At 65.4% G+C, this 25,603-nt stretch carries 34 protein-coding genes; 16 read left to right on the forward strand and 18 right to left on the reverse strand.

Annotation, left to right across the window (positions count from 1 at the left end; genetic code table 11):
- The first annotated feature begins 1 nt into the window (after position 1).
- Positions 2–1,099, forward strand: a complete 1,098-nt coding sequence (gene ychF / locus XH83_RS05915; protein ID WP_194406108.1) for a redox-regulated ATPase YchF — start codon at positions 2–4, stop codon at positions 1,097–1,099.
- 111 nt (positions 1,100–1,210) lie between these two features.
- Here the strand turns inward: ychF and XH83_RS05920 are convergent, their stop codons facing one another.
- On the reverse strand, positions 1,211–1,507 hold the full coding sequence (locus tag XH83_RS05920; RefSeq protein ID WP_018648333.1) for a DUF4282 domain-containing protein: 297 nt from the start codon (positions 1,505–1,507) through the stop codon (positions 1,211–1,213).
- Positions 1,508–1,673: 166 nt separating this feature from the next.
- Here XH83_RS05920 and XH83_RS05925 point away from each other — a divergent pair, with 166 nt between their 5' ends.
- The 3 genes from XH83_RS05925 to XH83_RS05935 all read left to right on the forward strand — a co-directional run bounded on the left by XH83_RS05925 (position 1,674) and on the right by XH83_RS05935 (position 2,954).
- Positions 1,674–2,126, forward strand: coding sequence for a MaoC family dehydratase (locus XH83_RS05925; protein WP_194406109.1), 453 nt, complete (start codon positions 1,674–1,676; stop codon positions 2,124–2,126).
- Positions 2,126–2,608 (forward strand): MaoC family dehydratase, encoded by a 483-nt coding sequence (locus XH83_RS05930; RefSeq protein WP_194406110.1) that lies wholly within the window; start codon positions 2,126–2,128, stop codon positions 2,606–2,608. Before XH83_RS05925 ends, XH83_RS05930 begins: the two co-directional genes overlap by 1 nt.
- Before the next feature lie 199 nt (positions 2,609–2,807).
- Positions 2,808–2,954 (forward strand): hypothetical protein, encoded by a 147-nt coding sequence (locus XH83_RS05935; protein WP_018318322.1) that lies wholly within the window; start codon positions 2,808–2,810, stop codon positions 2,952–2,954.
- A 41-nt stretch (positions 2,955–2,995) separates the two neighbouring features.
- Here the strand turns inward: XH83_RS05935 and XH83_RS05940 are convergent, their stop codons facing one another.
- From XH83_RS05940 to XH83_RS05950, 3 genes are all read right to left on the reverse strand, one after another.
- Positions 2,996–3,133, reverse strand: coding sequence for a hypothetical protein (locus XH83_RS05940; RefSeq protein ID WP_007614812.1), 138 nt, complete (start codon positions 3,131–3,133; stop codon positions 2,996–2,998).
- A gap of 287 nt (positions 3,134–3,420) precedes the next feature.
- Positions 3,421–3,843 (reverse strand): hypothetical protein, encoded by a 423-nt coding sequence (locus tag XH83_RS05945; RefSeq protein ID WP_194406111.1) that lies wholly within the window; start codon positions 3,841–3,843, stop codon positions 3,421–3,423.
- A gap of 204 nt (positions 3,844–4,047) precedes the next feature.
- Positions 4,048–4,971 carry a hypothetical protein gene (locus tag XH83_RS05950; RefSeq protein ID WP_194406112.1) on the reverse strand — a complete coding sequence of 308 codons (924 nt, stop codon included), beginning with the start codon at positions 4,969–4,971 and terminating at the stop codon, positions 4,048–4,050.
- Positions 4,972–4,995: 24 nt separating this feature from the next.
- Here XH83_RS05950 and XH83_RS05955 point away from each other — a divergent pair, with 24 nt between their 5' ends.
- Complete coding sequence (locus XH83_RS05955) at positions 4,996–5,247, forward strand: hypothetical protein (protein WP_194406113.1); 252 nt, start codon at positions 4,996–4,998, stop codon at positions 5,245–5,247.
- 33 nt (positions 5,248–5,280) lie between these two features.
- On the opposite strand, the gene XH83_RS05960 is transcribed toward XH83_RS05955, so the two are convergent.
- On the reverse strand, positions 5,281–5,721 hold the full coding sequence (locus tag XH83_RS05960; protein WP_194406114.1) for a nuclear transport factor 2 family protein: 441 nt from the start codon (positions 5,719–5,721) through the stop codon (positions 5,281–5,283).
- A 233-nt stretch (positions 5,722–5,954) separates the two neighbouring features.
- On the reverse strand, positions 5,955–6,401 hold the full coding sequence (locus XH83_RS05965) for a nuclear transport factor 2 family protein (protein ID WP_194406115.1): 447 nt from the start codon (positions 6,399–6,401) through the stop codon (positions 5,955–5,957).
- Positions 6,402–6,681: 280 nt separating this feature from the next.
- Between XH83_RS05965 and XH83_RS05970 the strand changes: the two genes are divergently transcribed.
- Both XH83_RS05970 and XH83_RS05975 read left to right on the forward strand, forming a co-directional pair.
- On the forward strand, positions 6,682–6,921 hold the full coding sequence (locus XH83_RS05970; RefSeq protein ID WP_194406116.1) for a hypothetical protein: 240 nt from the start codon (positions 6,682–6,684) through the stop codon (positions 6,919–6,921).
- Between the two features lie 140 nt (positions 6,922–7,061).
- Positions 7,062–7,448, forward strand: a complete 387-nt coding sequence (locus tag XH83_RS05975) for a hypothetical protein (RefSeq protein ID WP_194406117.1) — start codon at positions 7,062–7,064, stop codon at positions 7,446–7,448.
- A gap of 104 nt (positions 7,449–7,552) precedes the next feature.
- Here the strand turns inward: XH83_RS05975 and uvrB are convergent, their stop codons facing one another.
- The 5 genes from uvrB to XH83_RS06000 all read right to left on the reverse strand — a co-directional run bounded on the left by uvrB (position 7,553) and on the right by XH83_RS06000 (position 12,324).
- Positions 7,553–10,519, reverse strand: coding sequence for an excinuclease ABC subunit UvrB (gene uvrB / locus XH83_RS05980; protein ID WP_194406118.1), 2,967 nt, complete (start codon positions 10,517–10,519; stop codon positions 7,553–7,555).
- A 93-nt stretch (positions 10,520–10,612) separates the two neighbouring features.
- Complete coding sequence (locus XH83_RS05985; RefSeq protein ID WP_194406119.1) at positions 10,613–10,843, reverse strand: hypothetical protein; 231 nt, start codon at positions 10,841–10,843, stop codon at positions 10,613–10,615.
- Between the two features lie 57 nt (positions 10,844–10,900).
- A complete protein-coding gene (locus tag XH83_RS05990) occupies positions 10,901–11,125 on the reverse strand; it encodes a hypothetical protein (RefSeq protein ID WP_028134417.1) in 225 nt (74 codons plus the stop codon).
- Positions 11,126–11,234: 109 nt separating this feature from the next.
- The gene (locus tag XH83_RS05995) at positions 11,235–12,152 is read right to left on the reverse strand and encodes a LysR substrate-binding domain-containing protein (RefSeq protein WP_194406120.1); all 918 of its coding nucleotides are present in this window, start codon (positions 12,150–12,152) and stop codon (positions 11,235–11,237) included.
- Positions 12,153–12,162: 10 nt separating this feature from the next.
- On the reverse strand, positions 12,163–12,324 hold the full coding sequence (locus tag XH83_RS06000) for a hypothetical protein (protein WP_194406121.1): 162 nt from the start codon (positions 12,322–12,324) through the stop codon (positions 12,163–12,165).
- A gap of 35 nt (positions 12,325–12,359) precedes the next feature.
- On the opposite strand from XH83_RS06000, the gene XH83_RS06005 reads away from it, so the two are divergent.
- From XH83_RS06005 to XH83_RS06020, 4 genes are all read left to right on the forward strand, one after another.
- Positions 12,360–13,139 (forward strand): sulfite exporter TauE/SafE family protein, encoded by a 780-nt coding sequence (locus XH83_RS06005; protein ID WP_194406122.1) that lies wholly within the window; start codon positions 12,360–12,362, stop codon positions 13,137–13,139.
- Positions 13,136–13,366, forward strand: a complete 231-nt coding sequence (locus tag XH83_RS06010; protein ID WP_194406123.1) for a hypothetical protein — start codon at positions 13,136–13,138, stop codon at positions 13,364–13,366. Before XH83_RS06005 ends, XH83_RS06010 begins: the two co-directional genes overlap by 4 nt.
- Before the next feature lie 111 nt (positions 13,367–13,477).
- On the forward strand, positions 13,478–14,176 hold the full coding sequence (locus XH83_RS06015) for a glutathione S-transferase family protein (protein ID WP_194406124.1): 699 nt from the start codon (positions 13,478–13,480) through the stop codon (positions 14,174–14,176).
- Positions 14,177–14,463: 287 nt separating this feature from the next.
- Entirely contained in the window at positions 14,464–15,405 is a 942-nt protein-coding gene (locus XH83_RS06020) for an IS110 family transposase (RefSeq protein ID WP_194404488.1), read from the forward strand.
- 52 nt (positions 15,406–15,457) lie between these two features.
- Here the strand turns inward: XH83_RS06020 and XH83_RS39645 are convergent, their stop codons facing one another.
- Positions 15,458–15,682: a cysteine-rich CWC family protein gene (locus XH83_RS39645; protein ID WP_246776419.1), complete on the reverse strand. Its 225-nt coding sequence runs from the start codon at positions 15,680–15,682 to the stop codon at positions 15,458–15,460.
- Between the two features lie 114 nt (positions 15,683–15,796).
- Between XH83_RS39645 and XH83_RS06025 the strand changes: the two genes are divergently transcribed.
- From XH83_RS06025 to XH83_RS06035, 3 genes are all read left to right on the forward strand, one after another.
- A complete protein-coding gene (locus XH83_RS06025) occupies positions 15,797–17,344 on the forward strand; it encodes a DUF1800 domain-containing protein (protein ID WP_194406125.1) in 1,548 nt (515 codons plus the stop codon).
- 2 nt (positions 17,345–17,346) lie between these two features.
- Positions 17,347–18,564 carry a DUF1501 domain-containing protein gene (locus tag XH83_RS06030; RefSeq protein WP_194406126.1) on the forward strand — a complete coding sequence of 406 codons (1,218 nt, stop codon included), beginning with the start codon at positions 17,347–17,349 and terminating at the stop codon, positions 18,562–18,564.
- A gap of 86 nt (positions 18,565–18,650) precedes the next feature.
- Positions 18,651–18,974: an antibiotic biosynthesis monooxygenase gene (locus tag XH83_RS06035; protein WP_194406127.1), complete on the forward strand. Its 324-nt coding sequence runs from the start codon at positions 18,651–18,653 to the stop codon at positions 18,972–18,974.
- Between the two features lie 29 nt (positions 18,975–19,003).
- On the opposite strand, the gene XH83_RS06040 is transcribed toward XH83_RS06035, so the two are convergent.
- From XH83_RS06040 to XH83_RS06065, 6 genes are all read right to left on the reverse strand, one after another.
- Entirely contained in the window at positions 19,004–19,945 is a 942-nt protein-coding gene (locus XH83_RS06040) for an aldo/keto reductase (protein ID WP_194406128.1), read from the reverse strand.
- A 251-nt stretch (positions 19,946–20,196) separates the two neighbouring features.
- Positions 20,197–20,652, reverse strand: a complete 456-nt coding sequence (locus XH83_RS06045; RefSeq protein WP_194408179.1) for a GNAT family N-acetyltransferase — start codon at positions 20,650–20,652, stop codon at positions 20,197–20,199.
- A gap of 86 nt (positions 20,653–20,738) precedes the next feature.
- Complete coding sequence (locus tag XH83_RS06050; RefSeq protein ID WP_194406129.1) at positions 20,739–21,548, reverse strand: PAS-domain containing protein; 810 nt, start codon at positions 21,546–21,548, stop codon at positions 20,739–20,741.
- Between the two features lie 128 nt (positions 21,549–21,676).
- Positions 21,677–21,868, reverse strand: a complete 192-nt coding sequence (locus XH83_RS06055; RefSeq protein ID WP_194408512.1) for a hypothetical protein — start codon at positions 21,866–21,868, stop codon at positions 21,677–21,679.
- 37 nt (positions 21,869–21,905) lie between these two features.
- The gene (locus XH83_RS06060; RefSeq protein WP_194406130.1) at positions 21,906–22,082 is read right to left on the reverse strand and encodes a hypothetical protein; all 177 of its coding nucleotides are present in this window, start codon (positions 22,080–22,082) and stop codon (positions 21,906–21,908) included.
- Positions 22,083–22,241: 159 nt separating this feature from the next.
- Positions 22,242–22,892, reverse strand: coding sequence for a glutathione S-transferase family protein (locus XH83_RS06065; protein ID WP_194406131.1), 651 nt, complete (start codon positions 22,890–22,892; stop codon positions 22,242–22,244).
- A gap of 670 nt (positions 22,893–23,562) precedes the next feature.
- On the opposite strand from XH83_RS06065, the gene XH83_RS06070 reads away from it, so the two are divergent.
- On the forward strand, positions 23,563–24,765 hold the full coding sequence (locus XH83_RS06070; RefSeq protein WP_194406132.1) for a pyridoxal phosphate-dependent aminotransferase: 1,203 nt from the start codon (positions 23,563–23,565) through the stop codon (positions 24,763–24,765).
- A 281-nt stretch (positions 24,766–25,046) separates the two neighbouring features.
- Complete coding sequence (locus XH83_RS06075) at positions 25,047–25,526, forward strand: DUF992 domain-containing protein (protein ID WP_194406133.1); 480 nt, start codon at positions 25,047–25,049, stop codon at positions 25,524–25,526.
- Positions 25,527–25,603: the final 77 nt, after the last annotated feature.

Raw genomic sequence — 25,603 nt, forward strand, 5'->3', positions numbered from 1 at the left:
CGTGGGATTCAAATGCGGGATTGTCGGGTTGCCCAATGTCGGCAAGTCGACCTTGTTCAATGCGCTGACCGAGACGGCCGCGGCGCAGGCCGCGAACTATCCGTTCTGCACCATCGAGCCGAATGTCGGCGAGGTCGCCGTGCCTGATCCCAGGCTCGACAAGCTCGCGGCGATCGCCAAGTCGGGTCACATCATTCCGACCCGGCTGACCTTTGTCGACATCGCGGGCCTCGTCCGCGGCGCCTCCAAAGGCGAAGGCCTCGGCAATCAATTTCTGGCCAACATCCGCGAGGTCGACGCCATCGCGCATGTGGTGCGCTGCTTCGAGGATTCCGACATCACCCATGTCGAGGGCAAGATCGCCCCGCTCGCCGACATCGAGACCATCGAGACCGAGCTGATGCTCGCCGATCTCGACAGCCTCGAGAAGCGCGTCGACAACCTCACCAAGAAGGCCAAGGGCAACGACAAGGACGCCAAGGAGCAGCTCGACCTCGTCAACCGCACCTTGGTGCTGCTGCGCGAGGGCAAGCCCGCGCGTCTCGTCGAGCGCAAGGCGGAGGAGGAACGTGCTTTCGGGATGCTCGGCCTGCTGTCGTCCAAGCCCGTGCTCTATGTTTGCAACGTCGAGGAAGGCTCGGCCGCCACGGGCAATTCGTTCTCGAAAGCCGTCCAGGACCAGGCCGCCAAGGAAGGCGCGGTCGCCGTCGTCATCTCCGCCAAGATCGAATCCGAGATCGCAACGATCTCGCGCGACGAACGTGCCGACTTCCTGGAGACGCTGGGTCTGGAGGAAGCCGGCCTCGATCGCCTGATCCGCGCCGGTTACACGCTGCTCGACCTCATCACCTATTTCACGGTCGGCCCGAAGGAAGCGCGCGCCTGGACCATCCATCGCGGCACCAAGGCCCCGGGCGCGGCGGGTGTGATCCACACCGACTTCGAGAAGGGCTTTATCCGCGCCGAGACCATTGCCTATGAGGATTACGTCGCGCTCGGCGGCGAGGCCGGCGCGCGCGATGCCGGCAAGCTCCGGCTCGAAGGCAAGGAATACGTCGTCGCCGACGGCGACGTGATGCATTTCAGGTTCAATACGTAAGGCCTGTCATTCCGGGGCGCGCGGAGCGCGAACCCGGAATCCATCGGGCGCCAGAACCAAAGGATGAATGGATTCCGGGTTCGCCTCTTCGAGGCGCCCCGGAACGACGGGCTAGCGCATCCCGCCGCCCTGGTCGCGGATCGCGCCGAGATGCTCGTTGATGCGGAAGACGATCAGGATCAGCTCGGCGACGATGCGCGAGAACACGATGCCGACGACGACGCTCGCGATCGACGACAGCAGCACCAGGAAGCCGCCGAACGGGCTGATCGCCATCGCAGCCAGGCCGGAGAAGATGCCGGAGAGGCCGAACAGGCAGATCAGCGCGATCACCAGCCAATAGAAGGTCTTGATGATCGTCGGCGTGATGAAGCGGTCCCACTGAAACAGGTCGCTGAATGAAAACATTGCTCTCCCCAGGGCATTGGGCCTTGGTAAATGGATCTCGGTCCTCGGTCGATCCGACTCGGATCAACGCCGCCACCCGGTATGTAGCACGAGCCATGCGGGCCGGCGGGTTGAGATTGCCGCAAAGTGCGGCCACAATCTGTCATTCCCGCAAAGCTTTCCCGAGATGATCCTGACCTTCGAAGATTTCCCGCCCGGCCGGTTCGGCACGTTCGGCCCGCGCCACGTCACCCGCGACGAGATTTTGGCCTTTGCCGCCGAGTTCGATCCGCAGCCCATGCATCTGGACAAGGAGGCCGCCGGCAAAAGCATGCTGCGCGGCCTGTCCGGCTCGGGCTGGCACCTCTGCTCGCTGATGATGCGGATGATGGCCGACGGTTTCATTACCCGCGCCGCATCGCTGGGATCTCCCGGCGTCGACGAGGTGCGCTGGCTGTCGCCGCTGCGGCCCGGCGACGATCTCACGCTCGAGGTCGACGTGCTGGAGGCGCGCACGTCCAAGAGCCGCCCCGAGCTCGGCATCGTCAAGTTCAAATGCACCGCGCGCAACGCCAAGGGTGAGGCGCTCGCCGAGATGACCTCGCCGATCCTGATCAAGCGGCGCGAGGGAGCGGTCTGATGCGGTTCTTCGACGACATCGAGATCGGTCAGCGCCGCGAGATCGGCACCTATACGTTCACGGCCGAAGCCATCAAGACATTCGCCGCCAAGTTCGATCCGCAGCGTTTTCATCTCGACGAGGAGGAGGGCAAGAACTCGCTGTTCGGCGGGCTCGCCGCGTCGGGCTGGCATGTCGGTTCGGCCTGCATGAGCCTGCTTGTCGCCGACGGCCAGCGTCTGGCGCGCGAGGCCGCCTCGCGCGGCGAGGAGGTCGCGGTGTGGGGCCCGTCGCCGGGCTTTCGCGACCTGCGCTGGATCAGACCGGTGCTCGCCGGCGACACCGTCGGTTACGTCAATGTCGTGATCGACAAGCGCACGTCCGCCTCGCGCCCCGGCTGGGGCATCCTGACCGCCCGCACCACCGGCACCAACCAGCGCGGTGAGGACGTCTATTCCATCACGGCCTCGGCATTCGTGCCGATGCGTGCGAAGAGCGCTTAGACCTGTTCCAAGATGAACGGTCCAAATCCGTGGGCGAGTGTTGCCCGCGCGCTATGGACGCGATTCCGGGCGGCTGCCATAAGCCAGCGCAACATGGTTACCGCGAAGCAGTTTGGCGGAACCACTCAGGTGCTAACTAATTATGAACCTGTCGCTGTCTATTTGAAACGAATTGGGCAGACGACAGGGGACGAGAACCATGGCTGATCGCGGCGCACTCAAATTTGTTGGATTTATCTTCGCGACCGCGACGCTGGCCGTCATGCTGGTCGCCGGCATGGTGGTGAAGGGCTACGCCGATGGGGCCTACACCCTGGAAGCCTCGGCCGTCGACGCGAGCCGGTAAGAGTTCGTTAAGTTTTCGCGGCCGGCATCCGGCCGCCGCACTCAGCGGCTATAGACGAACGCCAATATGGCGATCGCAACCGCCAGCAGCCCGACAAAGCGCAGCATGATCGTGCCGAATTGATTCGGCGCGGGCCGCAACGGGATCGGGTCCGTGGTGTCGGGCCGAATGCTTTCCATGTGAAATGTTCCCCAGGCCCGGCCGAAGAGGCCACGGGCGCCTGGCATTGGTCGCCGGGGAAGGGATGGGGGTTCAAAGGTGAACGCTCGTGTCCCGGACGCGCTGCAGCGTGCAACGCTGCTGCGCAGAGCCGGGACCCATCCCGCCGCTCATGCGCCGGACCATGGGCCCCGGCTCTGCGGCGCGTCACTGCGTGCCGCACCGCGTCCGGGGCACGAGACCGCCAGAATCAAAACCGCCGCGCTCCTTGCGGAACGCGGCGGTCCGGTGATGCTTGGTTGAGCGATCAGCTGTTGCGCAGGCCGTCGGCGGCGCGCTTCCACTGCGCGACGTTGTCGGCGATCATGCGGGTCGACTTCATCGCGGCCTGGCTGAGCTGGGCATAGCCGGAGATCTCGCGCTGGACGCGCTGGCCTTCGGCATGGAGCAGATCGCGCAGGCTCTCGAGCTCGGAGATCAGGTTCTCGATCTCGGCGAGCGAGGTGCCGGCGACGCGTTGGATCAGCGAGTTGACGTTGTTGACGGTGGCTTCCGCGCTCGGGTCGAGCGGCGGTGCGTCGGTGGTGGTCGACGCCGGACGGCGCAGATAGGCGATGTCGTTGCGAACGAAGTCGCGGATGCCGGCCTCGACTTCCGTCACGGCGGCGAGGTTGGTGTCGACCGTCTCGGTCTCGGTGCCTTCGATCTTTTCCGGGCGCATGGCGTTCATCGTTGTTCCCCTGTTCGCGTTGAGTGCAGCGCGAGTGTCCCCCGCACGACGAATTCGGTCAGCCCGACTAGGGCGTCGGAATTTGACCGCAACTTGGCCGAGATACGGCAAGGGCGGACGATTCGGGGGCTTTGCCGTGGCGTATGGTTAGGAGAGTGTGAACGCCGCAATGCGCTTTCGGGACGAGGGAGGGCGCCGAGGTCGCTACCAGCTCTTCTTGAATCCCGCCGACACGCTCTTGTTGATCGCGCCTTGCGAGGTCTCGCCGACCGAGCCGGAGACGGTGACGTTGTCGAACAGCTTTTGCTCGGCGCCGACCTTGCGCAGCCATTTGTCGTCGGTGGTCGACAGCGTCTGGCCGGCGGTGATGCTGGTGCCGGTGTCGGTGAGGGTGACCTTGGCGGACTGGTCGGTTTCGTAATTGCGGGTGACGTGACCGCCGACGCCGGGCACCGCGCTGGTGCCCTGCTGGTTGACGCTGTAGCCGTTCTGCAGCGTCAGCGAGGTGTCGCCCGACAATGGCACCGATTTGGTCAGCGAGGCCCCGAGCTTGCTCTGTTCCGAGGCGGGATTGACGCGGGCTTCCACCGCGGTCTTGTCCCAGATCACACCCGCGCCGGGCGCGGTTGCCGTCGCCCAGGCGCTGCCCGAGGATTGCGGCAGGCTGCCGCCGTTGGTGGCCTTCTGTGCCAGCAGCTCGGACATGGTTCGCGGCTCGCTGGTCACCGTCATGTCGGCGCCGATCCGCGTATCCCAGAACGAGAACACGGACTGCTTGACCGTGACCGCCGAGGAGCCGTTGGCATTGGCATTCGACGACCAGTCCAGCCCGTCCTTGGCGGCGGCCTGGGCGCGCTTCTTCGCGGCCATGGGGTCGATGCCGGTGCCGGCATCGACCGCCAGCTGGCTCCAGTCGAGCTTGTCGACGTCGATGCCTTTGAGCACGTCGGGGTCGTTGACGTCGGGGGCCTCCGCAACGGCCTCGGTCTCGGCCTCGTCGTCAGGCGCGGCCGCGGGGGGTGAGAAGGGCGGAATGATCTGCGCCGAGACTGTCAGCACCGAGCCCAGAATGAATGCGGCCGCCAGCACTGGCAGCCGGGTCCAGCCGAAACCTGTCGAGAATTCCATCGTCCTGCCCGCGAACCCCGGCGCATGCTGTCCGAGAATATATATCGGCCGTCAGCAAAGACCATGCGCCATTCCGCGCGCAAAATGCTGATCCATCGTTGCGAAATTGTGGCGGCATTTCAGGGCAGCGAACCAACGGGCCGCGCGACAGGCGCGCCCGATCACAAGCGTCTCGATGCGACGGCATCCGGCGGGGCTGGAGGCCAGAACGTCGCAGCCGGCATCGTGATCGGTCCCGAAATGGGGCCCGTTGGTATCCCCCCAGAAGCCCGATGATCCTCATCGCGCTTCAGGTTGTTGTTGCATGCGTCAGCCGACGCGGGTCATCTTCGGCAGATGAATGGCGCGGCCGAGTGCCTGCTCGACCAGGTCGAACGTGTCGATCAGGACGCGCATGCTGACGAGCTTGCCCGCCCTGAACTGGGCGAACTGCGCGACCCGCAAGCTGATCGGCTTGTTCGAATCCAGCGCCGTCAGCGAATAACGCACCATCGAGGCGGCGGAATCGACGCCGAGCATGATGCTCTCGCGGTCGAAGCGGCGAACCGTAAAATTGTCGGCGAGTTGGCGGATGACGTCGAGCACGGCGTCCCTGCCCTGGCGCGCGCCGAGAAACGGAAACATGTCGATCGGGCCGTAAAGCGCCCACTCGACGTCGTCGTCGATCAGGGCTTCGATGTCCTGGAAATGCCGGTCGTTGATCGCGCGGTGCAACGCGCGCGAGAAACGCCAGAGGCTATGCTCTGTCATTTTGGGCAGTCCTGAAGCTGGCTTGCGAAAAAAACGGAAAACAACCCCATGCGCAGTCAGGCGCCGGGGGCTCAAATCGTTTGTATACGAACAAAATAGGACGTTTTGGCCAAAACGCAATTCACGTTTTCGCAATGCACAATTGATTGCGAAATGTGAGATTTGCAACAAGATCCCGTAATTTTCCGGGGTTGGGCGCGAACCCCAATGGGGTCCTCGCGCCGAGATCAGGCTTAATCCGTCCGCGCGCCGGTGATCAACGGCCCGATTTCGCGCTCCAGCACCTGCTGCACCAGATCGTAGGAATCGATGATCTCGCGGATCTCCGCCACCAGCCCGCCGCGGAAGGTGTAGAACACGGCCACGTCGAACTGCACGATGCGGTCGTTGCTGCGCTTTTTGAAATAGGCCTGCATGTAGGTCGCGACCGTTTCGCCCTCGGCCAGGATGTGCGGCGCCTTGTAGCGGATCTCCGAATAGCGCGACCAGACCGTCTGCCAGAGTTCACGCAGCTCGGCCTTGCCGTGGCGTGGCACCAGATGCGGCAGCACGTCGATCGGCGCATGGGTGAGGAAGTCGACGTCGTCGGTGCAGCCCGCGAGCGCGGCTTCAATGTCGCCACGCGCGAAGGCGTCGAGCAGATGCAGCACGCGTTGCCTGTTCAGCGATTCAACCGTCATGCTGCTCCCGCCCTCGTCGGCCGTGGATTGCAAACGCTACCGCGGGCCTCGCGGGTCCATCAATCCGCAAAAACACAGGGTGCTTGCCAACTATGACGCGCGAACGCCATGCCGCGTTCATGGGGTGCAAGCGCGGGCGGCGCTGCTGGCTTGGGTGCGCGCTTTTCGATTGGCGATGACGCCGCATGCTTACCTGCGAGGCGCGCCTTGCCCAGGTGCTGGAACCCGGACCCGCCCGCAATCGTTGAAGGTCCGACATCGCATCTGGAGACATCGATCCATGAAATCGCCGCTTCTCGCCGTGACCGCCGCACTGCTCATGCTTGGCGCGACCACCGCGGCCAATGCCAAGGGCTGCATCAAGGGCGCCATCGTCGGTGGCGTTGCCGGCCACTATGCCGGCCATCACGGCGCGCTCGGCGCTGCCGCCGGCTGCCTCTACGGCCGGCACCACGCCAAGGAACAGGAGAAGCAGCGGCAGCAGCAGCAGAGCCAGATGAACGGGCAGGGGAAGCTGTAGTCGTTCCGGGACGCCGCGAAGCCGCGAACCCGGCGCCATCCTGCCCCTTGGGCCGGTGCCAAATAGGCGCGTGACCCATCTCACATCACGCCCGTCCCGGCGCAGCTATCGTCATCCCAATGTCATCAGGGAGACGTGCCATGGCTGCCATCGCCACCGTCAGAAAGTCCCGCCTGCACAACGCGATCGAAGGCCTCGCGCTGACCGCGATCCTGCAGAGCTTCCCGACCTTCGCCGCCGCCGCCTTCCTGCTCAAGCTCTGCGGCAACCACGATCTCGTCGGCGATCCCGGCGTTGCCATCTTCGTCGCGATCGCCTCGCTCGCCCACGCGATGTTCGCGGTGAGCTTCGGCCCGAGCTTCCCGGCGTTCTTCAAGACCGTCTACGAGCCGAAGTTCTTCGAGGCCCATCTGTCGCTGTCCGACAAGATCACGGCCTGGCGCACCCAGCCCGTCGCCTCGCTGCAGCTGGTGACGATCGTGCTGCTGCTGTCGGTGATGGCGGTGGTGACGGCGAGCGTGGGGTGAGGGGCTCTCGTCATTCCGGGGCGCCGCAAAGCGGCGAGCTATGATGCGCAATTGCGCATCCGAGAATCCATAACCCCGAACGGAAATGAACAGCGACGCCGCCCCTACCGCTTCTTCCACCCCCCGCGCCGTCCCGGCATCCCTCCCGTCGACTTCGGCGCCGGCCCGAACTCCGGCCCCGACTGCCTTGAGTCCGTCGGCTGGATGATCCGGCTCTCGCCGCCGAACGGCTTTGACGGCAACGCGCGGCCTTCGCGGTAGGGCAGCGATTCCGGGCCGTGCATTTCGTCGAGATGCGGCTTGTGCACGCGTGAGCCCTTGCCGCCGCCGGCCTTGAGCGCGGTTGCGGCGCTCTTGTTCTTCATGGCGCTGACCGGCAGGTTCGCCGAGTCGCCGTACTTCCTGGTGCCGGCATAGGCGCCGGCCTTGCCCGTGACCGCTCGCTGTTTTGCGGTGGGATCGTCGACCACGGCCAGCTCGGTGGCGCGCAGGCGCTTGACTTCGTCGCGCAGGCGGGCGGCTTCCTCGAAATTCAGATCGGCCGCGGCCTCGCGCATCCGCGTTTCCAGATCGCCGAGCACGGCTTCGAAATTGTGGCCGATCGAGATGACGTCGTCGGTCATGTCGTGGCCGCCGACCTCGACCAGCACGTGGTCGCGCTCGTAGACGGAGTTCAGGATGTCGCCGATCTGTTTCTTCACGCTCTCCGGCGTGATGCCGTTGGCGGTATTGTACTCGACCTGCTTCTCGCGGCGGCGGTTGGTCTCTGCGATGGCGCGCTCCATCGAGCCCGTCATCTGGTCGGCATAGAGGATCACCTTGCCGTCGACGTTGCGCGCGGCGCGGCCGATGGTCTGGATCAGCGAGGTCTCGCTGCGCAGAAAACCTTCCTTGTCGGCGTCGAGAATGGCGACCAGCGCGCATTCGGGAATGTCGAGGCCTTCGCGCAACAGGTTGATGCCGACCAGCGCGTCGAAGGCGCCGAGCCGCAAGTCGCGGATGATCTCGATGCGCTCGATGGTGTCGATGTCGGAGTGCATGTAGCGGACGCGAATGCCCTGCTCGTGCAGATATTCGGTGAGGTCCTCCGCCATGCGTTTTGTGAGAACCGTGATCAGCGAGCGATAGCCGGCCTGCGCGGTGGCACGCACCTCGCCGACGAGATCGTCGACCTGGGTTCGGGCCGGGCGGATATCGACGGGCGGATCGATCAAGCCTGTCGGGCGAATGACCTGCTCGACGAACACGCCGCCGCTCTCGTTCAGCTCCCAGCCGCTCGGCGTCGCCGACACCGCGACCGTCTGCGGCCGCATCATGTCCCACTCCTCGAAGCGGAGCGGGCGATTGTCCATGCAGGAGGGCAGGCGGAAGCCGTACTCGGCCAGCGTCGCCTTGCGGCGGAAGTCGCCGCGGAACATGGCGCCGATCTGCGGGATGGTGACGTGGCTTTCGTCGGCGAAGATCAGCGCGTTGTCGGGCACGTATTCGAACAGCGTCGGCGGTGGCTCGCCGGGCCGGCGTCCGGTGAGGTAGCGCGAATAGTTTTCGATGCCGGCGCAGCTTCCCGTCGCCTCCATCATCTCGAGGTCGAAGGTGGTACGCTGCTCCAGACGCTGCGCTTCCAAGAGGCGGCCCTGGTTGTTGAGCTGGTCGAGCCGCTGCTTCAGCTCTGATTTGATCGACTTGATCGCCTGCACCAGCGTCGGGCGTGGCGTAACATAGTGCGAATTGGCGTACATCTTGATGAATTCGAGCTCGTCCTGCTTGTGGCCGGTGAGCGGATCGAATTCCTCGATGGTCTCGATGGTGTCGCCGAACAAATTCACCCGCCAGGCGCGGTCCTCATAGTGCGCCGGGAAGATGTCGATGACGTCGCCCCGGACACGGAAGGTGCCGCGGGTAAAATCGGCCTGGGTGCGCTTGTATTGCAGCGCGACGAGGTCGGCGATGAGCTGGCGCTGGTCGATGCGCTCGCCCTTCTTCAGGGCGAAGGTCATCGCGGTGTAGGTCTCGACCGAGCCGATACCGTAGATGCAGGACACCGAGGCGACGATGATGACGTCGTCGCGTTCGAGCAGCGCACGCGTCGCCGAGTGGCGCATGCGGTCGATCTGCTCGTTGATCGAGGAGTCCTTTTCTATGTAGGTGTCCGTGCGAGGGACATAGGCTTCCGGCTGGTAGTAGTCGTAATACGAGACGAAATATTCGACCGCGTTGTCCGGGAAGAAGTTCTTGAACTCGCCGTAGAGCTGGGCGGCGAGCGTCTTGTTCGGCGCCAGGATCAGCGCCGGGCGCTGCGTCTTCTCGATCACCTGCGCCATGGTGTAGGTCTTGCCCGAGCCGGTGACGCCGAGCAGCACCTGGGTGCGGTCGTTGCGCTGGACGCCTTCGACCAGTTCCGCAATCGCGGTGGGCTGGTCGCCCTTGGGCTGATAGTGCGACTTGATCTCGAAGCGCACGCCGCCTTCGGACTTTTCCGGGCGCGGCGGCCGGTGCGGCGTCCACACCTTGGTGGAGCCGTCATTCTTGCGGAACTCAGGCCGGCCCTCGCGGATCAGCGATTCCAGCGCGTCCGCGGTCGCCTTGACGCCGAGCGCTTCCATCTTGCTGCGCGGCGGCCGCGCCAGCGCCTCGGCATCGTCCTCCTCGGTGGGCAGGCCAAGCTGCCGCGCCAGTTCCGGATCGAGCGTCGGGATGGTGGCCGCGGTGCCGTAATTGGCCTGCGGCGCCTCGTCGAAACCCTCGGTCGACGCCCGAGCGCCTGGCGGCTGCGGATTGGGCCGCAGCGGCATCGGGCGCGCCGCATCCTGCGGAAACTCCTTCGGCGTCGAAGCCCGCGCGCGATGCGCGGCGGCCTCGCCCCCGGATCGCCGGTCGCGCGAATTATCCGGCGGCGGCTGCAGCCCGGTGCCGGATCCCAGCCCGGCATCGCCGCGGTTGATCGCGGGATTGAGCAATTCGGCCAGCGCCGGCCCGATCGGCTGCACGTCAGGGCGGTGCGCCTTCGAGTTCGGGGCCTTGGTCTTGGGGGATTTGCCGGATTTTTCGGAGGATGCAGGTTTCTTCGCCATGGGGCGAATATGGGACGAGTCAGTCGCGCAATAAAGGGCGAATGCCTCCCGCTATGCAGGCTGCTGACAGCAGGTTGGCAGCAGGGTAGGGCCTCACGCCGCCGGCGGCGGACCCTCGTCGTCCTCGCCCGCCTGATTTGGCGTGAGGATGTCGAGATGGATGCCGCCGCAATCGGTGCAGCGCATGGTCCAGTACTCGCTTCCGGCGCGCCCGCCGATCACGCGGAGCACGGCGAGATCGCCGTCGCATTCCGGGCAATTCGACAGCACCGTGCGGCTGTAGATCCTCGGCCGCGATGCATCCTCGAATTCGATGAATGACATGACCGGTTGCCCCCTTTTGCGCTGTGCTGTCCCTGCTTCGCTTGGCGTCCTGCCCGTCTATTCGTCGTCGCTGTCGGTCCGCCGGCGGAAGCGGTCGATGTGGTGCTTGGCGTCGGCGATCGCGGCGTTCTGATCGGGCCAGGCAAAACCGACTTCCATGGCCGGAAACAGCACGCCGTCGATGGCGAGGGGGCTGAGATCGGCGCGGCGGATGCGGGCGTGCCAGAGGCCTTTGCCGGCCTCGAAGGATTCGATGTCAAAACCGTCGTAGAGCGTCGTCATGGTCGTCCCCGAGTGTTCCGTACGTGTCTTGTTGGAGAGTCAGGGGACCACGTTTGCGGATTTCGGGATGTGAAGCCGTTCACAAGCGGCCGGCTTTTTTGCTCTCGCGTCAGTTCCGCGCGGCCGTACGGCCGATCCGCTTCACCGGCCGGGCGGCGGGTTCCGCCGCCGCGCGCATGATCCAGCGGCGGAACGCGGCGAAGTCGCGCTGCTCGGTCTGGAAGCTGCGATAGAGCAGGTACCAGCGCATGCCCTTGGGCACCGATAGGTCGAACGGTGCGACCAGCCGGCCGGCGGCGAGGTCGTCGTCGATATAGGGGCGGATGCCCATGGCGATGCCGAGCCCGTCGGCGGCGGCCTGCAGCGCCTGGCCGTAGAACTGGAACTCGGGCCCGCGCGCGCTGACGCGCGCAACGCCCGCCGCCTTCAGCCAGATCGGCCAGTCTTCAGGTGAATGCGCGACGCGGATCAGGCTTGGGCCTTTCAGGTCGGCCGGGCGCTTCAGGCCGCTCGCGAGGCGGGGCACGCAGACCGGCGTGAGGTCGCCGGCGAACAGCGGCTCGGCGACAAGGCCCGGCCAGTCGCCGGTGCCGAGCTTGATGCCGCAGTTCCAGTCCTCGCCGAACGGCACCGACGCGCCGCCCGTGGTGAAGCGCACCTCGATATCGGGCTCCTCGTTGCGGAATTCCGACAGCCGCGGGATCAGCCAGCGCATCGCAAAGGTGTGGCCGACGCCGATGGTGAGCACGCGGACGCTTGCAGGCGCCGTCACCTGCGCGGTGAGGCTGGCCAGTGCGTCGAAGATCGGCGTCAGCCCGCTTTGATAGGCGCGGCCGGCCTGCGTCAGCACCAGGCGATTGGCCTTGCGCTCGAACAGCGCGACGCCGAGCCGCTCTTCGAGCAGATGCACCATGCGGCTGACGGCGGCCGCAGACACGCTCAGCTCGAGCCCGGCCGCGGCAAAGCTGCCGGTCCGCGCCGCCGCCTCGAATGCCTTGATGCCGTTGAGAAACAGCAGCCGCCGCAAATGCAGATCCCTACGCCAGACCCTCAGGAAAGCTGAGGCCAGGGCAAGATAACTCAGTTTGCGCGGCGGCGGCAAGCGAGGCAGGTTTTGCGATGTAGATTTGGGCTGATTTGTTGAACGCGGGCGCGGCTTCTTTTGCTTTTCCCCGCAAGTGGGCGGGCAAAATCGGCATCTCGCATCCCTTACCTGCCGGCAGGAGAACCTCACGTGACGCCCATCATGATCGCTGCCCTCGGATTGCTGATGGTCGCCACCGCGTTCCTGTCGGGGCTGTTCGGCATGGCGGGCGGGCTGATCCTGATCGGTGTGCTGCTCGCCTTGATGCCGCTGCCGACCGCGATGGTGCTGCACGCGATCACGCAGATGGCCTCGAACGGCTGGCGCGCGTTCCTGTGGCGGGCGCATATCCGCTGGCGGCCGGTTGCGAACTACATGGTCGGCGCTGCCGTCGCGCTCGCGGCCTGGTCGCTCACGCGCTACGTGCCTGACAAGCCGATGGCGCTGCTGCTGCTCGGCATCACTCCGTTCATGGCGCGGCTGCTGCCCGCCAACATCAAGCCGGACCCTGACAGGCTCTGGCAGGGCACGGTCTACGGCACGATCTGCATGGGCCTGATGCTGATGACCGGCGTCTCCGGCCCGCTGCTCGACACCTTCTTCCTTGGCGGCAATTTCGGCCGGCGCGAGAAGGTGGCGACGAAAGCGATGTGCCAGCTCGTCAGCCATTTCACCAAGCTGATCTATTTCGGCGGCATCATCGATCAGGCCGCAAGCCTCGATCCCGTGCTCGCCGGCGTTGCGATCGCAGCCTCGATGCTCGGCACCACGCTGGCGCGGCGCATCCTGGAAGCCATGACCGACCAGCAATTCGTCGCCTGGTCGAACAAGCTGATCACCACCATTGCCTGCTACTACATCGCCTATGGCGGCTGGCTGTTGCTGCGTGCGCCGGTGCTGGCCGCCTTCGACAAGGGAGGTTTGCAATGAGCGAAACTGCCGATCCGCTGGTGCTAGACTTCGTCGAATGGGTCGCGCGCGAGCCGCGCGCCTATGCCGAGGTGGTCGCGACCTGGAAAACCTCGTGCCCGCGCCTCACCATCTGGGAAGACGCCAGCGAGCGCGGGCTTGTCACGCGTGAGACACTGCCAGGCCTCGGGCTCGTCATCGCGGTGACGGAGCATGGCGAGAGGTTGCTGCGCACCAACGGGCGGTGACCGGCACTTCCGCTCCACATCGTCATTGCGAGCGCCGGCGAAGCAATCCAGAATGTCTTTCGCAGCGGCAGTCTGGATTGCTCCGCTGCGCTCGCAATGACGGAACAGCATATGTCGCTCAAACTCTACGAACTCGTCGGCACCGACCCCTCGCGCCCGTTCAGCCCGTATTGCTGGCGCACGCGGATGGCGCTGGCGCACAAGGGCCTGTCGGCGGAATCGTTTCCCTGGCGCTTCACCGAGAAGAGCGCGCTTGCGCCGCACGGTTCGGAAAAGGTCCCGGTGCTGCTGCATGACGACAAGCCGGTGGTCGATTCCTGGACGATCGCGAATTATCTCGAAGACACTTTCCCGGGCCGTCCGTCGCTGTTCGGCGGCGAGGGCGGCCGCGCCATGGCGCGCATGATCAACGCCTTCGGCGACATCGCCATCGTCGGCGGAATCTTCCCGCTGATCGTCGCCGACATCCCGAACAATCTCGCCGAAATCGACGCCGCCTATTTCCGCAAATCGCGCGAGGCGCGCTTTGGCGGCAAGAGCCTGGAAGAGGTGATGGCGAGCCGCGACACCGGCGTGGTCACGTTCCGCAAGTCGCTCGAGGTGATGCGGCAGACGCTGAAGAAGCAGCCCTATCTCGGCGGCGAGGCGCCGAACTACGCCGACTACATCGTGTTCGGCGGCTTCCAATGGGCGCGCGTGGTGAGCCCGTTCAAGCTGCTGGAAGCGGACGATCCGGTCTACGCCTGGCGGGAAAAATTGCTCGACGCATTCGACGCCATGGCGCGGAAGTCGCCGGGGCATCAAGTGTAGGGCGCGACATCTCCTCGGGTCGTCCCCGCGAACGCGGGGGACCCATACCGCGTGATTATCGAGTGTTGGTGGTCGCAGCACCGGAACGATGGGCCTTCGCCAAAATTCTTCCTGTGGTTATGGGTCCCTGTGTATCGAAATCCTGTCATGGTGGAGTGGGCGGGAAGCCGTTGGGTCCTTGGCGCTTGACGCCGTGAGCCGGCTCGGTCTCCCGCCCGTTCCATTTATCAACCTGAACAGTTGCACGAGGCTGCGCCAACAGACCTCGCATCACAGGGACAGGCACCATGATCATACGCCCTCGTTACGTCGGAATCGACGTCTCCAAACGATATCTCGATATCTTCGATGAGAGCCTGGGCGTGCCGGAGCGCATCGCCAACGCGCCGCAGGCCATCACACAGATCGCGGCGCGTTGGCGATGCGATGTGCTGGTCGTCTTTGAAGCCACGGGCGTCTATGACCTTGAGCTTCGTGAGGCGCTCAGCCAGGCCGGCATCCGCTTTGCCCGGATCAACCCGGCCCGGGCCCGGGACTTTGCGCGCGCCAGCGGCCAGCTCGCCAAGACCGACCCGATCGATGCCCGGATGCTGGCGAGCTTTGCCCGGGCCATGCAGCCTGCCGCTGAGCAGGCTGCCAATCCTGCCCGCAATGCCCTGGCGGGGCTTGCAAAACGGCGGGATCAACTGGTTCTCATGCGTGCCCAGGAGAAGAACAGGCGCAGCGAGGCCGAGGACCGCGCCATGGCCGATCGCATCGGTCGGCTCATTGAAGTCCTCGACAATGAGATCGCCGCAATCGAGGCCGATATTAGCGCACTGATCAAGACTGAGCCGGAGGTCTCCGATGATGCGCAGTTGATGCGGTCACTTCCCGGCGTGGGCCCCGTAACCTGCATGCAGCTGATCGCGCAGATGCCGGAACTCGGAAAAGTGGGACCGAAGCAGGTGGCCGCGCTCGCCGGCCTGGCTCCCTTCAACGTCGACAGCGGCGCTTACCGCGGCAAGCGGAAGATCGTCGGGGGCCGAAAGCGCGTCCGCGATGCCCTCTACATGGCCGCTCTCAATGCGGTCCGCCGGGCCGATCCATTCAAGGCCTTCTACGCTCGACTGCGACAGGCCGGTAAACCTGCCAAGCTCGCTCTCATTGCCGTTGCCAGGAAGCTGTTGACGGTCCTCAACGCCATCATCCGCGATCGAAAGCCGTACCTGTACACTAGGCCAACATAACAGTTGCCGGCGTTCGCGGGACGACACTGAGAGTGCGGCAAGGGTTCTGCCATCACCCACGGTGTTGCATCCTATCCGCTGCGCTCACTGCCTCCGCCGCCGCTTTCCTCAGACACTCGCGGCACAGGCAGTCCTCGCCCTCGACCGGCATCGGCAGCTTTGCTGTTTCCTCCGCGCACCAGCAATTGCCCGAGAGATCGCAGCCGAACTCGGCGCCGCAGCGTGAGCAGGTCAGGCGGCGCGGTTCCGGGGTCGAGGTTTCTTGCGGATTTGTCATGATTTGCGTCGAAGCTTCGCCGTGATTTTCATGTCGGGTTCATCGGTCGTTGCGATATATTAGGCGTCGCGCGCGGACTCGGAAAGCGGCTCCAGGCACGCCAAGGACAAATCGATGGCCCGCGATTCGCAAGCCGCGCTCATTGCGCTCAACCGTTTTGGCTTCGGTGCTCGCGGTGGTGCCTCGGGCGATCTGATCAACGCAAGCTCAGATCCGCGCGGCTTCGTGAAGGCGGAGCTTGCGCGGCCCAGCGGCGTGCTGCTCGAGGCGCCCGGCCTGCAATCGACGCAGCAACTCGGGCAGGCCGTGTTCGCCTATCAGGATCAGGTCAAGCAGGCGCGCGAGGCGGCGAAGGCTGCCGCACCTGCCGACCCGCCGGCGCCGGCCGAACAGAAGCCAGCGCTCCGCCGCAATCTCTCGCTGAACGCGGTCGCGACCGAGATCGCCGGCCAGATGACCGATGGCAAACCGGCCGACAATGCAGCGAAGCTCGAGACGATGCAGCCGGGCGTTGCCGCGCCGGCGGCAAAGGCCGCGCCGCAGCCGCTCAACGTGATCCAGAAGACCTTCCGCGCTGAAGCGCTGGCGCGGCTGCAGCGCGCGACGCTGACCACGTGCGGCTTCACCGAGCGGCTCGTCGTGTTCTGGTCCAACCATTTCTGCATCTCCGCGAGCAAGGGCGAACTGGCGCGGATCTGGGCCGGCGCGTTCGAGCGCGAGGCGATCAGGCCGCACGTGCTCGGACGCTTCGCCGACATGCTGAAAGCGGTCGAGCAGCATCCGGCGATGCTGTTCTTCCTCGACAACCAGCAATCGCTCGGGCCGGACTCGCGCGCTGGGCAAAACCGCAAGCGCGGGCTGAACGAGAATCTCGCGCGCGAGATCATGGAGCTGCATACGCTCGGCGTCGGCGGCGGTTATACGCAGGACGACGTCACCTCGCTCGCGCGCATCATCACGGGCTGGACCTTCGCCGGCAGGCAAGGGCAGTTGGGCCCTCCCGGCTCCTTCGTGTTCAACGCCAATGCGCATCAGCCCGGGCCGCAAACGCTGCTTGGCAAGACTTACGAGCCAGTGGGACTCGCGCAGGGCGAGGCCGCGCTCGCCGACATCGCGCGGCATCCGTCCGCCGCGAATTTCATCGCCACCAAATTCGTCCGCCACTTCGTGGCCGACGATCCGCCGCCGGCGCTGGTTGCGCGGCTGCGCGATGTCTTCGTCAAGACCGACGGCGATCTCAAGGCGATGGCGACCACGCTGGTCGATTCCGATGAAGCGTGGAAAGCGCCGCTGACCAAGATGCGCAGCCCTTACGATTTCCTCGTCGCGAGCGGCCGGCTGCTCGCGCGCGTGCCGGAGGATCCCGGCGCCTACCTCAACAATCTCAATCTGCTGGGCCAGCCGCTGTGGTCGCCGGCAGGGCCAAACGGTTTCCCGGACACCAGCGCGGCTTGGGCTGCGCCGGAAGGCATGAAGCTCAGGCTCGATATCGCCGCGCAGATGGGCGCGCGGCTCGGCAATAACATCGATCCGCTCGACCTGCTGGAGTTCGCGGCGGCCGATGCGGCCTCGATCGAGACGCGGCGAACCATCGAGCGTGCGGAGTCGCGGCAGCAGGCGCTCGCGCTGCTCCTGATGTCACCGGAAATGCAGAGGAGATGATGATGATCGACTGTGTCGAGAACCGGCTCCTCACCTCGCGCCGCGGTCTTTTGCTCGGCGGCGCCTCGTTCGCGGCCTGGGCCTACCTGCCGAAATTCGCGCGCGCGGCCGATGGGCGCGATCCCCGGCTGGTCGTGGTGATCCTGCGCGGCGCGCTCGACGGGCTTGCGACCGTCGCCCCGGTCGGTGACCCCGATTATGCCGGCCTGCACGGCTCGATCGCGCTCGCGAGTGACGGCGCCCATCCCGCGATCATGCTCGATTCCTTCTTCGCGTTGCATCCGGCGATGCCGGAATTTTCGCGCATGTACCGCGACAAGCGCGCCGCGGTGATCCATGCGGTGGCGACGCCCTATCGCGACCGCTCGCATTTCGACGGCCAGGACGTGCTCGAAAGCGGCTATGCCGGGCCGGGCCGCGTCCAATCCGGCTGGCTCAACCGCGCGCTGGAAGCGCTGCCGCGCGGCGAGCGCGTGTCGAGCGGCCTTGCGATCGGGCCCACGACGCCGCTGGTGCTGCGCGGCAATGCGCCGACCGTCGGCTGGGCGCCGGTGGCGCTGCCGCAGGCGGATGACGACACCGCGATGCGCCTCGTCGATCTCTACCGTCACCGCGACCCCGCGCTGGCGACGGCGCTGTCGCAAGGGTTGCAGCTCGAGAAGGCCGCGAGCGGCGACGACATGAAACGCAAGCCCGGTAACGCCGTCGCACAGATGCGCCAGGTGGCACGCGGCGCCGCAAAACTGATGGCGGCGGACGACGGCCCGCGCATCGCCGCGCTCGCCTTCGACGGCTGGGACACGCATGCCAATGAAGGCGGCCCGGTCGGCCGTCTCGCCTTCCTGCTCGGCGGGCTCGACGGCGCGCTCGCCGAATTCGAAAGCGGCCTCAGCGAGCGCTGGCGCGACACCGTCGTCGTCGTCGCCACCGAATTCGGCCGCACCGCGCGCATCAACGGCACCGACGGCACCGATCACGGCACTGGCACGATCGCACTGCTCGCCGGCGGCGCCGTGAAGGGCGGCCGCGTCATCTCGGACTGGCCGGGCCTCAAGCTCGCCAACCTCCACGAAGGCCGCGACCTCAAGCCCACCGCCGATCTGCGCTCGGTGATCAAGGGCGTGCTGCAGGATCAGTTCGGGCTGTCGGACCGCGTGCTGGCGCAGACGGTGTTCCCTGATAGCGCCAGCGCGAAGCCGATGAAGGGGCTGGTTGCCTAACCCACAAGCGCCGTCATTCCGGGGCCCGCGCCTTGCGGCGCATCCCGGAATGACGAGATAATGGGCCGAGCATCAGGAGAATCCCCATGTACATCGCCATGAACCGCTTCCGCGTCGCCAAGGGCTCCGAGGCCGCCTTCGAGCAGGTCTGGCTCACGCGCGACACGCATCTGGACAAGGTGCCGGGCTTCGTCGAATTCCATCTGCTGCGCGGGCCGGAAGCCGAGGACCACACGCTCTACGCCTCGCATACGGTGTGGACGAACTACGCGGCGTTCGAGGCCTGGACCAAGTCGGAGGCGTTTCGCGCGGCGCATGCGCGGGCCGGTGACACCAAGCCGGCCTATCTCGGTCATCCCCAGTTCGAAGGTTTCGAGGTGATGCAGACGGTCGGACGCGGCGCCAAATAGCGCCGCGCCTCGGAGATCTGCGCCGAAAATCAGCCCAGCGTGATCTTGTCGATCTCCGCCATGTCCTCGGCACTGAGCTTCCAGGCGATCGCCTTCACGTTCTGCTCGATCTGCTCGACGCGGGTGGCGCCGGCGATCACGCTCGACACCTGCGGGCGCGCGGCGAGCCAGGAGAAGGCGAGCTCGAGCATGCTGTGGCCGCGTGCTTTGGCAAAGGCCTGGAGCTTCTCGACCATGTCCTCGTTGCGCGGCGTGACGTAGCGGTCGCGCAGCCGCGGCGTCTGGCCGAAGCGGGTGTCGCCGGGCGCGGCCTCGCCCTTCCTGTATTTGCCGGTGAGGAGTCCGCTCGCGAGTGGAAAGAACGGCAACAGGCCGAGCTGGTATTCGGTCGCGGCCGGCAGCAGATCCTTCTCGATGTCGCGCATGACGAGGGAATATTCGTCCTGGCAGGAGACGAAGCGGCTCACGTTCATCGCGCGGGCGACGTACTCCGCTTCCGCGATGCGCCAGGCCGGAAAGTTGGAATTGCCGATGTAGCGCACCTTGCCCTGGCGGACGAGATCGTCCAGTGCGCGCAGGCTCTCCTCGATCGGCGTCAGCGGATCGTAATCGTGCTGCTGATAGAGATCGATGTAGTCGGTCTTCAGCCGTTTCAGGCTCGCTTCCACGGCCGCCATGATGTAGCGGCGCGAGGCGCCCTGCTTGGTGCCGTCTTCCGCCATGGGCTTGGCGTATTTCGTCGCCAGCACGATGTCCTTGCGGCGATCGCCCAGGACCGTGCCGAGCACCGTCTCCGAGCCTCCCATGTTCGAATAGATGTCGGCGGTGTCGAACAGCGTGATGCCGAGGTCGAGCGCGCGATGGATGACCTTGCGGGAGGTCTCCAGGTCCGTGCGCTGCCCGAAATTGTTGCAGCCGAGCCCGACCGCGGACACGCGAAGGCCGGAGGCGCCGAGATTGCGAATTTCCATGGAAGATCCTGTCAGCGATGAGGGCGGCATTCTGACCACCGTGCGCCGCAGCAGCAAGGCCCGCGCCGCGCTGCTGCCATGCCGGCAAGGCGGACAAAAAAACGCGGCCCCAGTCAGACGCGGCGACTGACGGGGACCGCTTTGGGGCGCTTGATCGGTGACGGGGGGCCTGATCAGACGCAGGTGCAGCCTAGTCCCGCTATGTTACGCGCGGGTGACAGCGGAAGTTATCCACAGGATGCGCGCGGGGATCAAAACAGCTTGCGATAGACGATGAAGCCGGAGCGCTCGGCGACCTTGTCGTACAGGCGCTGCGCCGTGAGGTTGGTCTCGTGCGTCTGCCAATAGACGCGCGGCGATCCCGCCAGTTTCGCCCGCTCGTACACCCCATGGATCAGCGCCGCGCCGACGCCCTTGCCGCGCGCGGCCTCGAGCGTGAACAGGTCCTGCAGATAGCAGGACGGCTCGATCGCGGTGGTGCTGCGATGAAACAGATAGTTCGTCATGCCGAGCAGCTTGCCCTCGCTCTCGGCGACGAGGCCGTGCACCGGCTCATAGGCATCGAAGAAGCGCTGCCATGTCATGTGCGTGATCTCGGGTGCAAGCGCGGTCGGGCCGGAGCGGCCGTAGAAGGCATTGTAGCCGTCCCACAGCGGCAGCCATTGATCATAGTCCTGCTTGGTGACGGAGCGAACGGTGAGCGACATGTGGATTTCCGCGATCTCGGTGCTGCACGACGAAATGATCTCCTTCATACGTGATGATCGCATTGCCGATCAATCGCGCCGTGACATCACTCCGCGACGCGCAGATACCGGATCAGCCCGCGGCCCGCGGGGTCGCGTAGCGAGCGGTAGTAGTCGGCGCTTGCAGGCGCGTCGGTGTGACGCACGAGGTCGGTCACCGGGGTGTAGCTGAGCATCCGTCCGCCGTCCGGCAGCGCGGCGCAGACGAAGCGCAGCACCTCGCCGGTGCGCAGGGCGATGTTGATCGGCGTGGCATCGCCGGTCCGCACCATCTCCATGCGCTGCGCGATGAAGGTGCCCAATTCGTCTTCGGGCAGCTCGAACGCGCCGGTGTCGCGGCCGTGATACATCAGCGCGATGAAAGGCGGCTTGCCGTCGGCGATCTCGTCCGGCAGGCCGAAATAGTCGCGAAACGCGCGGTTGATGAACTCGGCCCGTGTTTCGGCATCGAGCAGCACGATGCCGATATCGACCTGGTCGAGCGCGGCCGACAGCCGCGCGGCGGTGGCGTGGCTGCGGCGCTCGGCCGCGAAGGTGCCGAGCAGCCGCTCCCGCATCAGGCCGGTGATGCCGGCGGTGCCGGCAGCGGTGATGGCCAGCAGGCCGAGCTGGACCAGATCGGCGAAAGAGGGGGACACGCCGTGGCGGCTGAGCAGGAACAGCGTCGCACCGATCACCGCAATGGCTGCGGTCGTGACGGCGGAGGCGAGGCCCGACAACACGCCGGCGAGCGCCACGATGCCGACGAGCAGCGGCGCCGGCGAGGGCATGGGGATCACGCGATCGAAGAGCATCGCCAGCAGCAGAGTTGCTGCCGTCAGTACCGGACCGGAGATGGCGCGCCATCCGAACCGCATGGACCAGTCTCGCTCCTCCCGAACGAGGTAAGACCGCAACTCTGACTGATCGTTGCGCCATTGCGATGCGCTTTTGCGCGGCGTGCTTAAGGCGCGCCTGCGTGCAAGCCTAAGGCTTTCGAATGATTTTAAACCAAGTGCGCGTGCTTGAGGGGCTGTCGCAGCGCCGGCGCATTCAGCGTCGAAATGCCCGGGCCCTTGCGCGTGACGACAATCAACAGGGACGCCGCGACCAGAATGGCCGCAGTCAGGGTGATTGCAACGACTACCACAGGTGATTTCATCGACGTCCTGTCGCGATGCCGGCCGACGCGGGGCATGCGGCGCCTTGAAGGCTGGTCCGGGATGAAACGGGAATCAGACCGGCAGACCCATCGCCATGGTTGCCTTGGTCGACAGCACCGTCAGGGTGACGATCAGGCACAGCGAGAGCGCGGCGACGGCGAGCGAGGCCGCGACCGCATTGGTCAGCCGGGAAGACGCGACGGTAGCGGGATGGCCCTGAAAGCCTGCCGTGCCGAACGCCCGTGTCATTGGTCTAAATCCTTCAACACGCGAGCGAATCACCCGCGACTTTCCAGAATTTCCCAGTTTCAACCGGCAACATTGCGGCGGCTACCGCGCTGAAAATGGCCAGAATGCGGCAAATATTACCTTATACCCGCTATTCCCCATAACGGGGCGCGGTCCGGGTCATGCGCCGGCAGCGATGCTGGCGGGGTCGTCGATGTCGGCCGGCCGCCAGTCCATCGCCACGAAGCCGGGCGCGGCTTCCACCCGCTGTAGCCAGTCCCGGATCGCCGGGAAGGTCTGGAGGTCGAAGTCGCAGCGCTCGGCCAGATGGGTGTAGCCGTACAGCGCGATGTCGGCGACCGTGAGCTGGCGCGCGGCGAAATAGGCGTTGGTCTTCAGGTGGTTCTCCATCACCTGCAGAGCGGCATAGCCGCGCTCCATCCAATCCTCCAGCGAATGGGTCTGCAGGTCGCGGCCGCCCTTGACCAGCGACAGCCAGAAATAGGCGGCGCCGATATTCGGCTCGAGCGCGTGCTGCTCGAAGAACATCCATTGCAGCGCCTCGGCGCGATCGATGCGATTCTCGGGCGCAAGCGGGGTGCCGACGGCGACGTACCAAAGGATGGCGTTGGACTCGGCCAGATAACGGTCGCCGCCGACCTCGAGCAGCGGCACCTGTCCCGACGGATTCTTGCTCAGAAAATCCGGCGTGCGACTCTCGCCCCGCAAAATGTCCACCTCAATCGCTTCGTAGGGCACGTTGAGCAGCGCCAGCGCAAGGCGGACCTTGTAGCTGTTGCCCGAGCGTTGCATCGAATAGAGCTTGTACATTCCAGGAGTTCGATTCCGAGGACGGGAAGACGCGGCGCTCGCTGCCCCGCAGCGCGGCTAAACAATGATGCCGATGCGAATCCGCCGCAAGAGCCAGCCAATAGAAAAACTCGAAAACCCTACCGCATTGCAATGCGGCGGAAGATCATTTCTGCGTGGCCAGGCAAATCAGATCACGCTTGCGTCAACGAGCGTACGTATCGCGGCATGCGTTTGTGTGAAGACCTGACAGCAGGCTGACGGCAGTAAGACGGCCGCTCAAATCTGCACGTCGTCATGGCCGGGCTTGACCCATCCGTCCGCGTCTTAACTGCGGCACAAGAGCGTGGATGCCCGGGACCGGGCTACGCCAAAGCTACGCCGGGTACTCGATGTCGGGCCGGCGAAGCTTCAGCGAAGACGGCAAGCGCGGGCATGACGCCCCCTCATGTTGAGACCGTTGAGCGCGTAAAATTGCTCCGAGGACAAGGCTTGCCGGATATGAGGGGTTTGCGCGGCAAGTTTGCGGAAAATTGCCGGAATGCGCGGCTGGACCGCGCCAAATTCGTAAACTTTTGCGGGATCGGGCCGAAGTTTCTTGCGGTGCAGCGGCTCACGTTTTAGGGTGGCTGCATTCCCACAATCGGAGTCGTGAGACGAAAGGTTTCACGACGCTTGTCAGGAGATGACGATGTCCTTCCTTGCCGCTGCGCTCGACCGTGTGAAGCCGTCCGCGACCATCGCGGTCACGGATAAAGCACGTGCGCTGAAAGCGGCGGGCCGCAACGTCATCGGCCTCGGTGCCGGCGAGCCCGACTTCGACACGCCCGCCAACATCAAGCTGGCGGCGATCCGCGCCATCGAAGCCGGCAAGACAAAATACACCGCGGTCGACGGCATTCCCGAGCTGAAGGAGGCGATCATCGCCAAGTTTCAGCGCGAGAACGGCGTCACCTACAAGCCGAACCAGATCATCGTCGGCACCGGCGGCAAGCAGGTGCTGTACAACGCGCTGATGGCCACCATCAATCCGGGCGACGAGGTGATCATTCCCGCGCCGTATTGGGTCAGCTACCCCGAAATGGTGGCGCTCGCAGGTGGCGAGCCGGTGCCGGTGGTCTGCACCGCCGCGACCGGTTTCAAGCTCCAGGCCGAGGCGCTCGAGCGCGCCATCACGCCGAAGACCAAATGGGTCATCCTGTGCTCGCCGTCGAACCCGACCGGTGCGGCCTACACGAAGTCCGAGCTGAAGGCGCTTACCGACGTGCTGGTCAAGCATCCCCACGTCTGGGTGATGACCGACGACATGTACGAGCACCTCGTCTATGACGATTTCCAGTTCACCACGGTCGCACAAGTGGAGCCGAAACTCTACGACCGCACCCTCACCGTGAACGGCGTGTCGAAGGCCTATTGCATGACCGGCTGGCGTATCGGCTATGCCGGCGGCCCCGCGCAGTTGATCAAGGCGATGTCGACGATCCAGTCGCAGTCGACCTCGAACCCGTCCTCGATCGCGCAATGGGCCGCGGTGGAAGCGCTGAACGGTCCGCAGGACTTCATCCCCGCCAATAACAAGGTGTTCAAGGAGCGGCGCGACCTCGTCGTCTCCATGCTCAACCAGGCCAAGGGGATCGAGTGCCCGCGTCCCGAGGGCGCCTTCTACGTCTATCCGTCCTGCGCCGGCACGATCGGCAAGACCGCGCCGTCGGGCAAGGTCATCGCCAATGACGAGGACTTCGTCACCGAGCTGCTGGAGACCGAAGGCGTCGCGGTGGTGCAGGGTTCGGCCTTCGGCCTTGGACCTGCGTTCCGCATCTCCTATGCCACCAAGACCTCGGATCTCGAAGACGCCTGCAAGCGCATCCAGCGCTTCTGTGGCAATCTGCGCTAAGCGGCAAGCCGAGTTCTCTCCGCGCGTCGGGAATCGTAGGGTATACAAAGGCGCACTTGCGCCGTGCCCGCCACTCCGTCGATCGCGAAAAAAGCGTGGGCACGCTTCGCTTTGCCCACCTTGCGACCTCTGCGAAAGGGCCCGCCATTGGCGGGCCCTTTTCTTGTTTGCAGGCCAACCGCCGTGCACGATCTGGCACGACCACGGCTCTTGTGGCATAGACGCGCAACGCGGGTGGGGCGCTCTCTCTGCTCGCATCACATCATCGCCGGAGATATGTCATGCGTCGTTCGTTCATCTTCGCCGGGCTCGCCGCTGCCAGCCTCGTTGCCTCCAGCGTCGGCGGCAGCGCGCAGCAGCGGATGGCGCGGGTCGGCGTGCTCGAATGCCGCGGCGGCGCCAGCGTCGGCTTCATCGTCGGATCGGTGACCCATCTCGGCTGCGTGCTGCGCGCCGACGGCCTGCCCGACGATCGCTACGTCGCCACGATCCGGAAAGTGGGTCTCGACATCGGCATCACGCAGGAGACGGCTTTGGCGTGGGGCGTGTTCGCACCGGTCGACCGGCTCGGCCCGGGCGACCTCTCCGGTAATTATGCCGGCGCGCAGGGCAGCGCCTCGGTCGGTGTCGGCCTGGGGGGCAACGTGCTGGTCGGCGGCTCCAACAATTCGATCGCGCTGCAGCCGCTCAGCGTGCAGGGCCAGGTCGGTCTCAACGTCGCCGCCGGCCTCGAGAGCCTGGAACTTCGCCCGGGCCGCTAACGATGTGAGACGAACTCTCGTTCCACCTCTCCCTTTGGTGAGGTGGAACGCCGAGCCGACAAGCCGTGGAATTATAA

This window comes from Bradyrhizobium sp. CCBAU 53351 (genome assembly GCF_015291745.1).
Lineage (GTDB): Bacteria > Pseudomonadota > Alphaproteobacteria > Rhizobiales > Xanthobacteraceae > Bradyrhizobium.

Coding starts and splice junctions, on each gene's coding strand:
- XH83_RS06055 (WP_194408512.1), bottom strand. CDS start 21,868: ATGCCCCGCGTCGGCCGGCATCGCGACAGGACGTCGATGAAATCACCT.
- uvrB (WP_194406118.1), bottom strand. CDS start 10,519: ATGGCGAAGAAACCTGCATCCTCCGAAAAATCCGGCAAATCCCCCAAG.
- XH83_RS39645 (WP_246776419.1), bottom strand. CDS start 15,682: ATGACAAATCCGCAAGAAACCTCGACCCCGGAACCGCGCCGCCTGACC.
- XH83_RS06025 (WP_194406125.1), top strand. CDS start 15,797: ATGGCCCGCGATTCGCAAGCCGCGCTCATTGCGCTCAACCGTTTTGGC.
- XH83_RS05990 (WP_028134417.1), bottom strand. CDS start 11,125: ATGACGACGCTCTACGACGGTTTTGACATCGAATCCTTCGAGGCCGGC.
- XH83_RS05935 (WP_018318322.1), top strand. CDS start 2,808: ATGGCTGATCGCGGCGCACTCAAATTTGTTGGATTTATCTTCGCGACC.
- XH83_RS05975 (WP_194406117.1), top strand. CDS start 7,062: ATGGCTGCCATCGCCACCGTCAGAAAGTCCCGCCTGCACAACGCGATC.
- XH83_RS06075 (WP_194406133.1), top strand. CDS start 25,047: ATGCGTCGTTCGTTCATCTTCGCCGGGCTCGCCGCTGCCAGCCTCGTT.
- XH83_RS06035 (WP_194406127.1), top strand. CDS start 18,651: ATGTACATCGCCATGAACCGCTTCCGCGTCGCCAAGGGCTCCGAGGCC.
- XH83_RS06030 (WP_194406126.1), top strand. CDS start 17,347: ATGATCGACTGTGTCGAGAACCGGCTCCTCACCTCGCGCCGCGGTCTT.
- XH83_RS06020 (WP_194404488.1), top strand. CDS start 14,464: ATGATCATACGCCCTCGTTACGTCGGAATCGACGTCTCCAAACGATAT.
- XH83_RS06045 (WP_194408179.1), bottom strand. CDS start 20,652: ATGTCGCTCACCGTTCGCTCCGTCACCAAGCAGGACTATGATCAATGG.
- XH83_RS05945 (WP_194406111.1), bottom strand. CDS start 3,843: ATGAACGCCATGCGCCCGGAAAAGATCGAAGGCACCGAGACCGAGACG.
- XH83_RS06065 (WP_194406131.1), bottom strand. CDS start 22,892: ATGTACAAGCTCTATTCGATGCAACGCTCGGGCAACAGCTACAAGGTC.
- XH83_RS05970 (WP_194406116.1), top strand. CDS start 6,682: ATGAAATCGCCGCTTCTCGCCGTGACCGCCGCACTGCTCATGCTTGGC.
- XH83_RS05925 (WP_194406109.1), top strand. CDS start 1,674: ATGATCCTGACCTTCGAAGATTTCCCGCCCGGCCGGTTCGGCACGTTC.
- XH83_RS05920 (WP_018648333.1), bottom strand. CDS start 1,507: ATGTTTTCATTCAGCGACCTGTTTCAGTGGGACCGCTTCATCACGCCG.
- XH83_RS06060 (WP_194406130.1), bottom strand. CDS start 22,082: ATGACACGGGCGTTCGGCACGGCAGGCTTTCAGGGCCATCCCGCTACC.
- XH83_RS05985 (WP_194406119.1), bottom strand. CDS start 10,843: ATGTCATTCATCGAATTCGAGGATGCATCGCGGCCGAGGATCTACAGC.
- XH83_RS06000 (WP_194406121.1), bottom strand. CDS start 12,324: ATGCCGATTTTGCCCGCCCACTTGCGGGGAAAAGCAAAAGAAGCCGCG.
- XH83_RS06050 (WP_194406129.1), bottom strand. CDS start 21,548: ATGCGGTTCGGATGGCGCGCCATCTCCGGTCCGGTACTGACGGCAGCA.
- XH83_RS05960 (WP_194406114.1), bottom strand. CDS start 5,721: ATGACAGAGCATAGCCTCTGGCGTTTCTCGCGCGCGTTGCACCGCGCG.
- XH83_RS06040 (WP_194406128.1), bottom strand. CDS start 19,945: ATGGAAATTCGCAATCTCGGCGCCTCCGGCCTTCGCGTGTCCGCGGTC.
- XH83_RS05930 (WP_194406110.1), top strand. CDS start 2,126: ATGCGGTTCTTCGACGACATCGAGATCGGTCAGCGCCGCGAGATCGGC.
- XH83_RS05940 (WP_007614812.1), bottom strand. CDS start 3,133: ATGGAAAGCATTCGGCCCGACACCACGGACCCGATCCCGTTGCGGCCC.
- XH83_RS05955 (WP_194406113.1), top strand. CDS start 4,996: ATGCTGTCCGAGAATATATATCGGCCGTCAGCAAAGACCATGCGCCAT.
- XH83_RS06015 (WP_194406124.1), top strand. CDS start 13,478: ATGTCGCTCAAACTCTACGAACTCGTCGGCACCGACCCCTCGCGCCCG.
- XH83_RS05950 (WP_194406112.1), bottom strand. CDS start 4,971: ATGGAATTCTCGACAGGTTTCGGCTGGACCCGGCTGCCAGTGCTGGCG.
- XH83_RS06010 (WP_194406123.1), top strand. CDS start 13,136: ATGAGCGAAACTGCCGATCCGCTGGTGCTAGACTTCGTCGAATGGGTC.
- XH83_RS06070 (WP_194406132.1), top strand. CDS start 23,563: ATGTCCTTCCTTGCCGCTGCGCTCGACCGTGTGAAGCCGTCCGCGACC.
- XH83_RS05965 (WP_194406115.1), bottom strand. CDS start 6,401: ATGACGGTTGAATCGCTGAACAGGCAACGCGTGCTGCATCTGCTCGAC.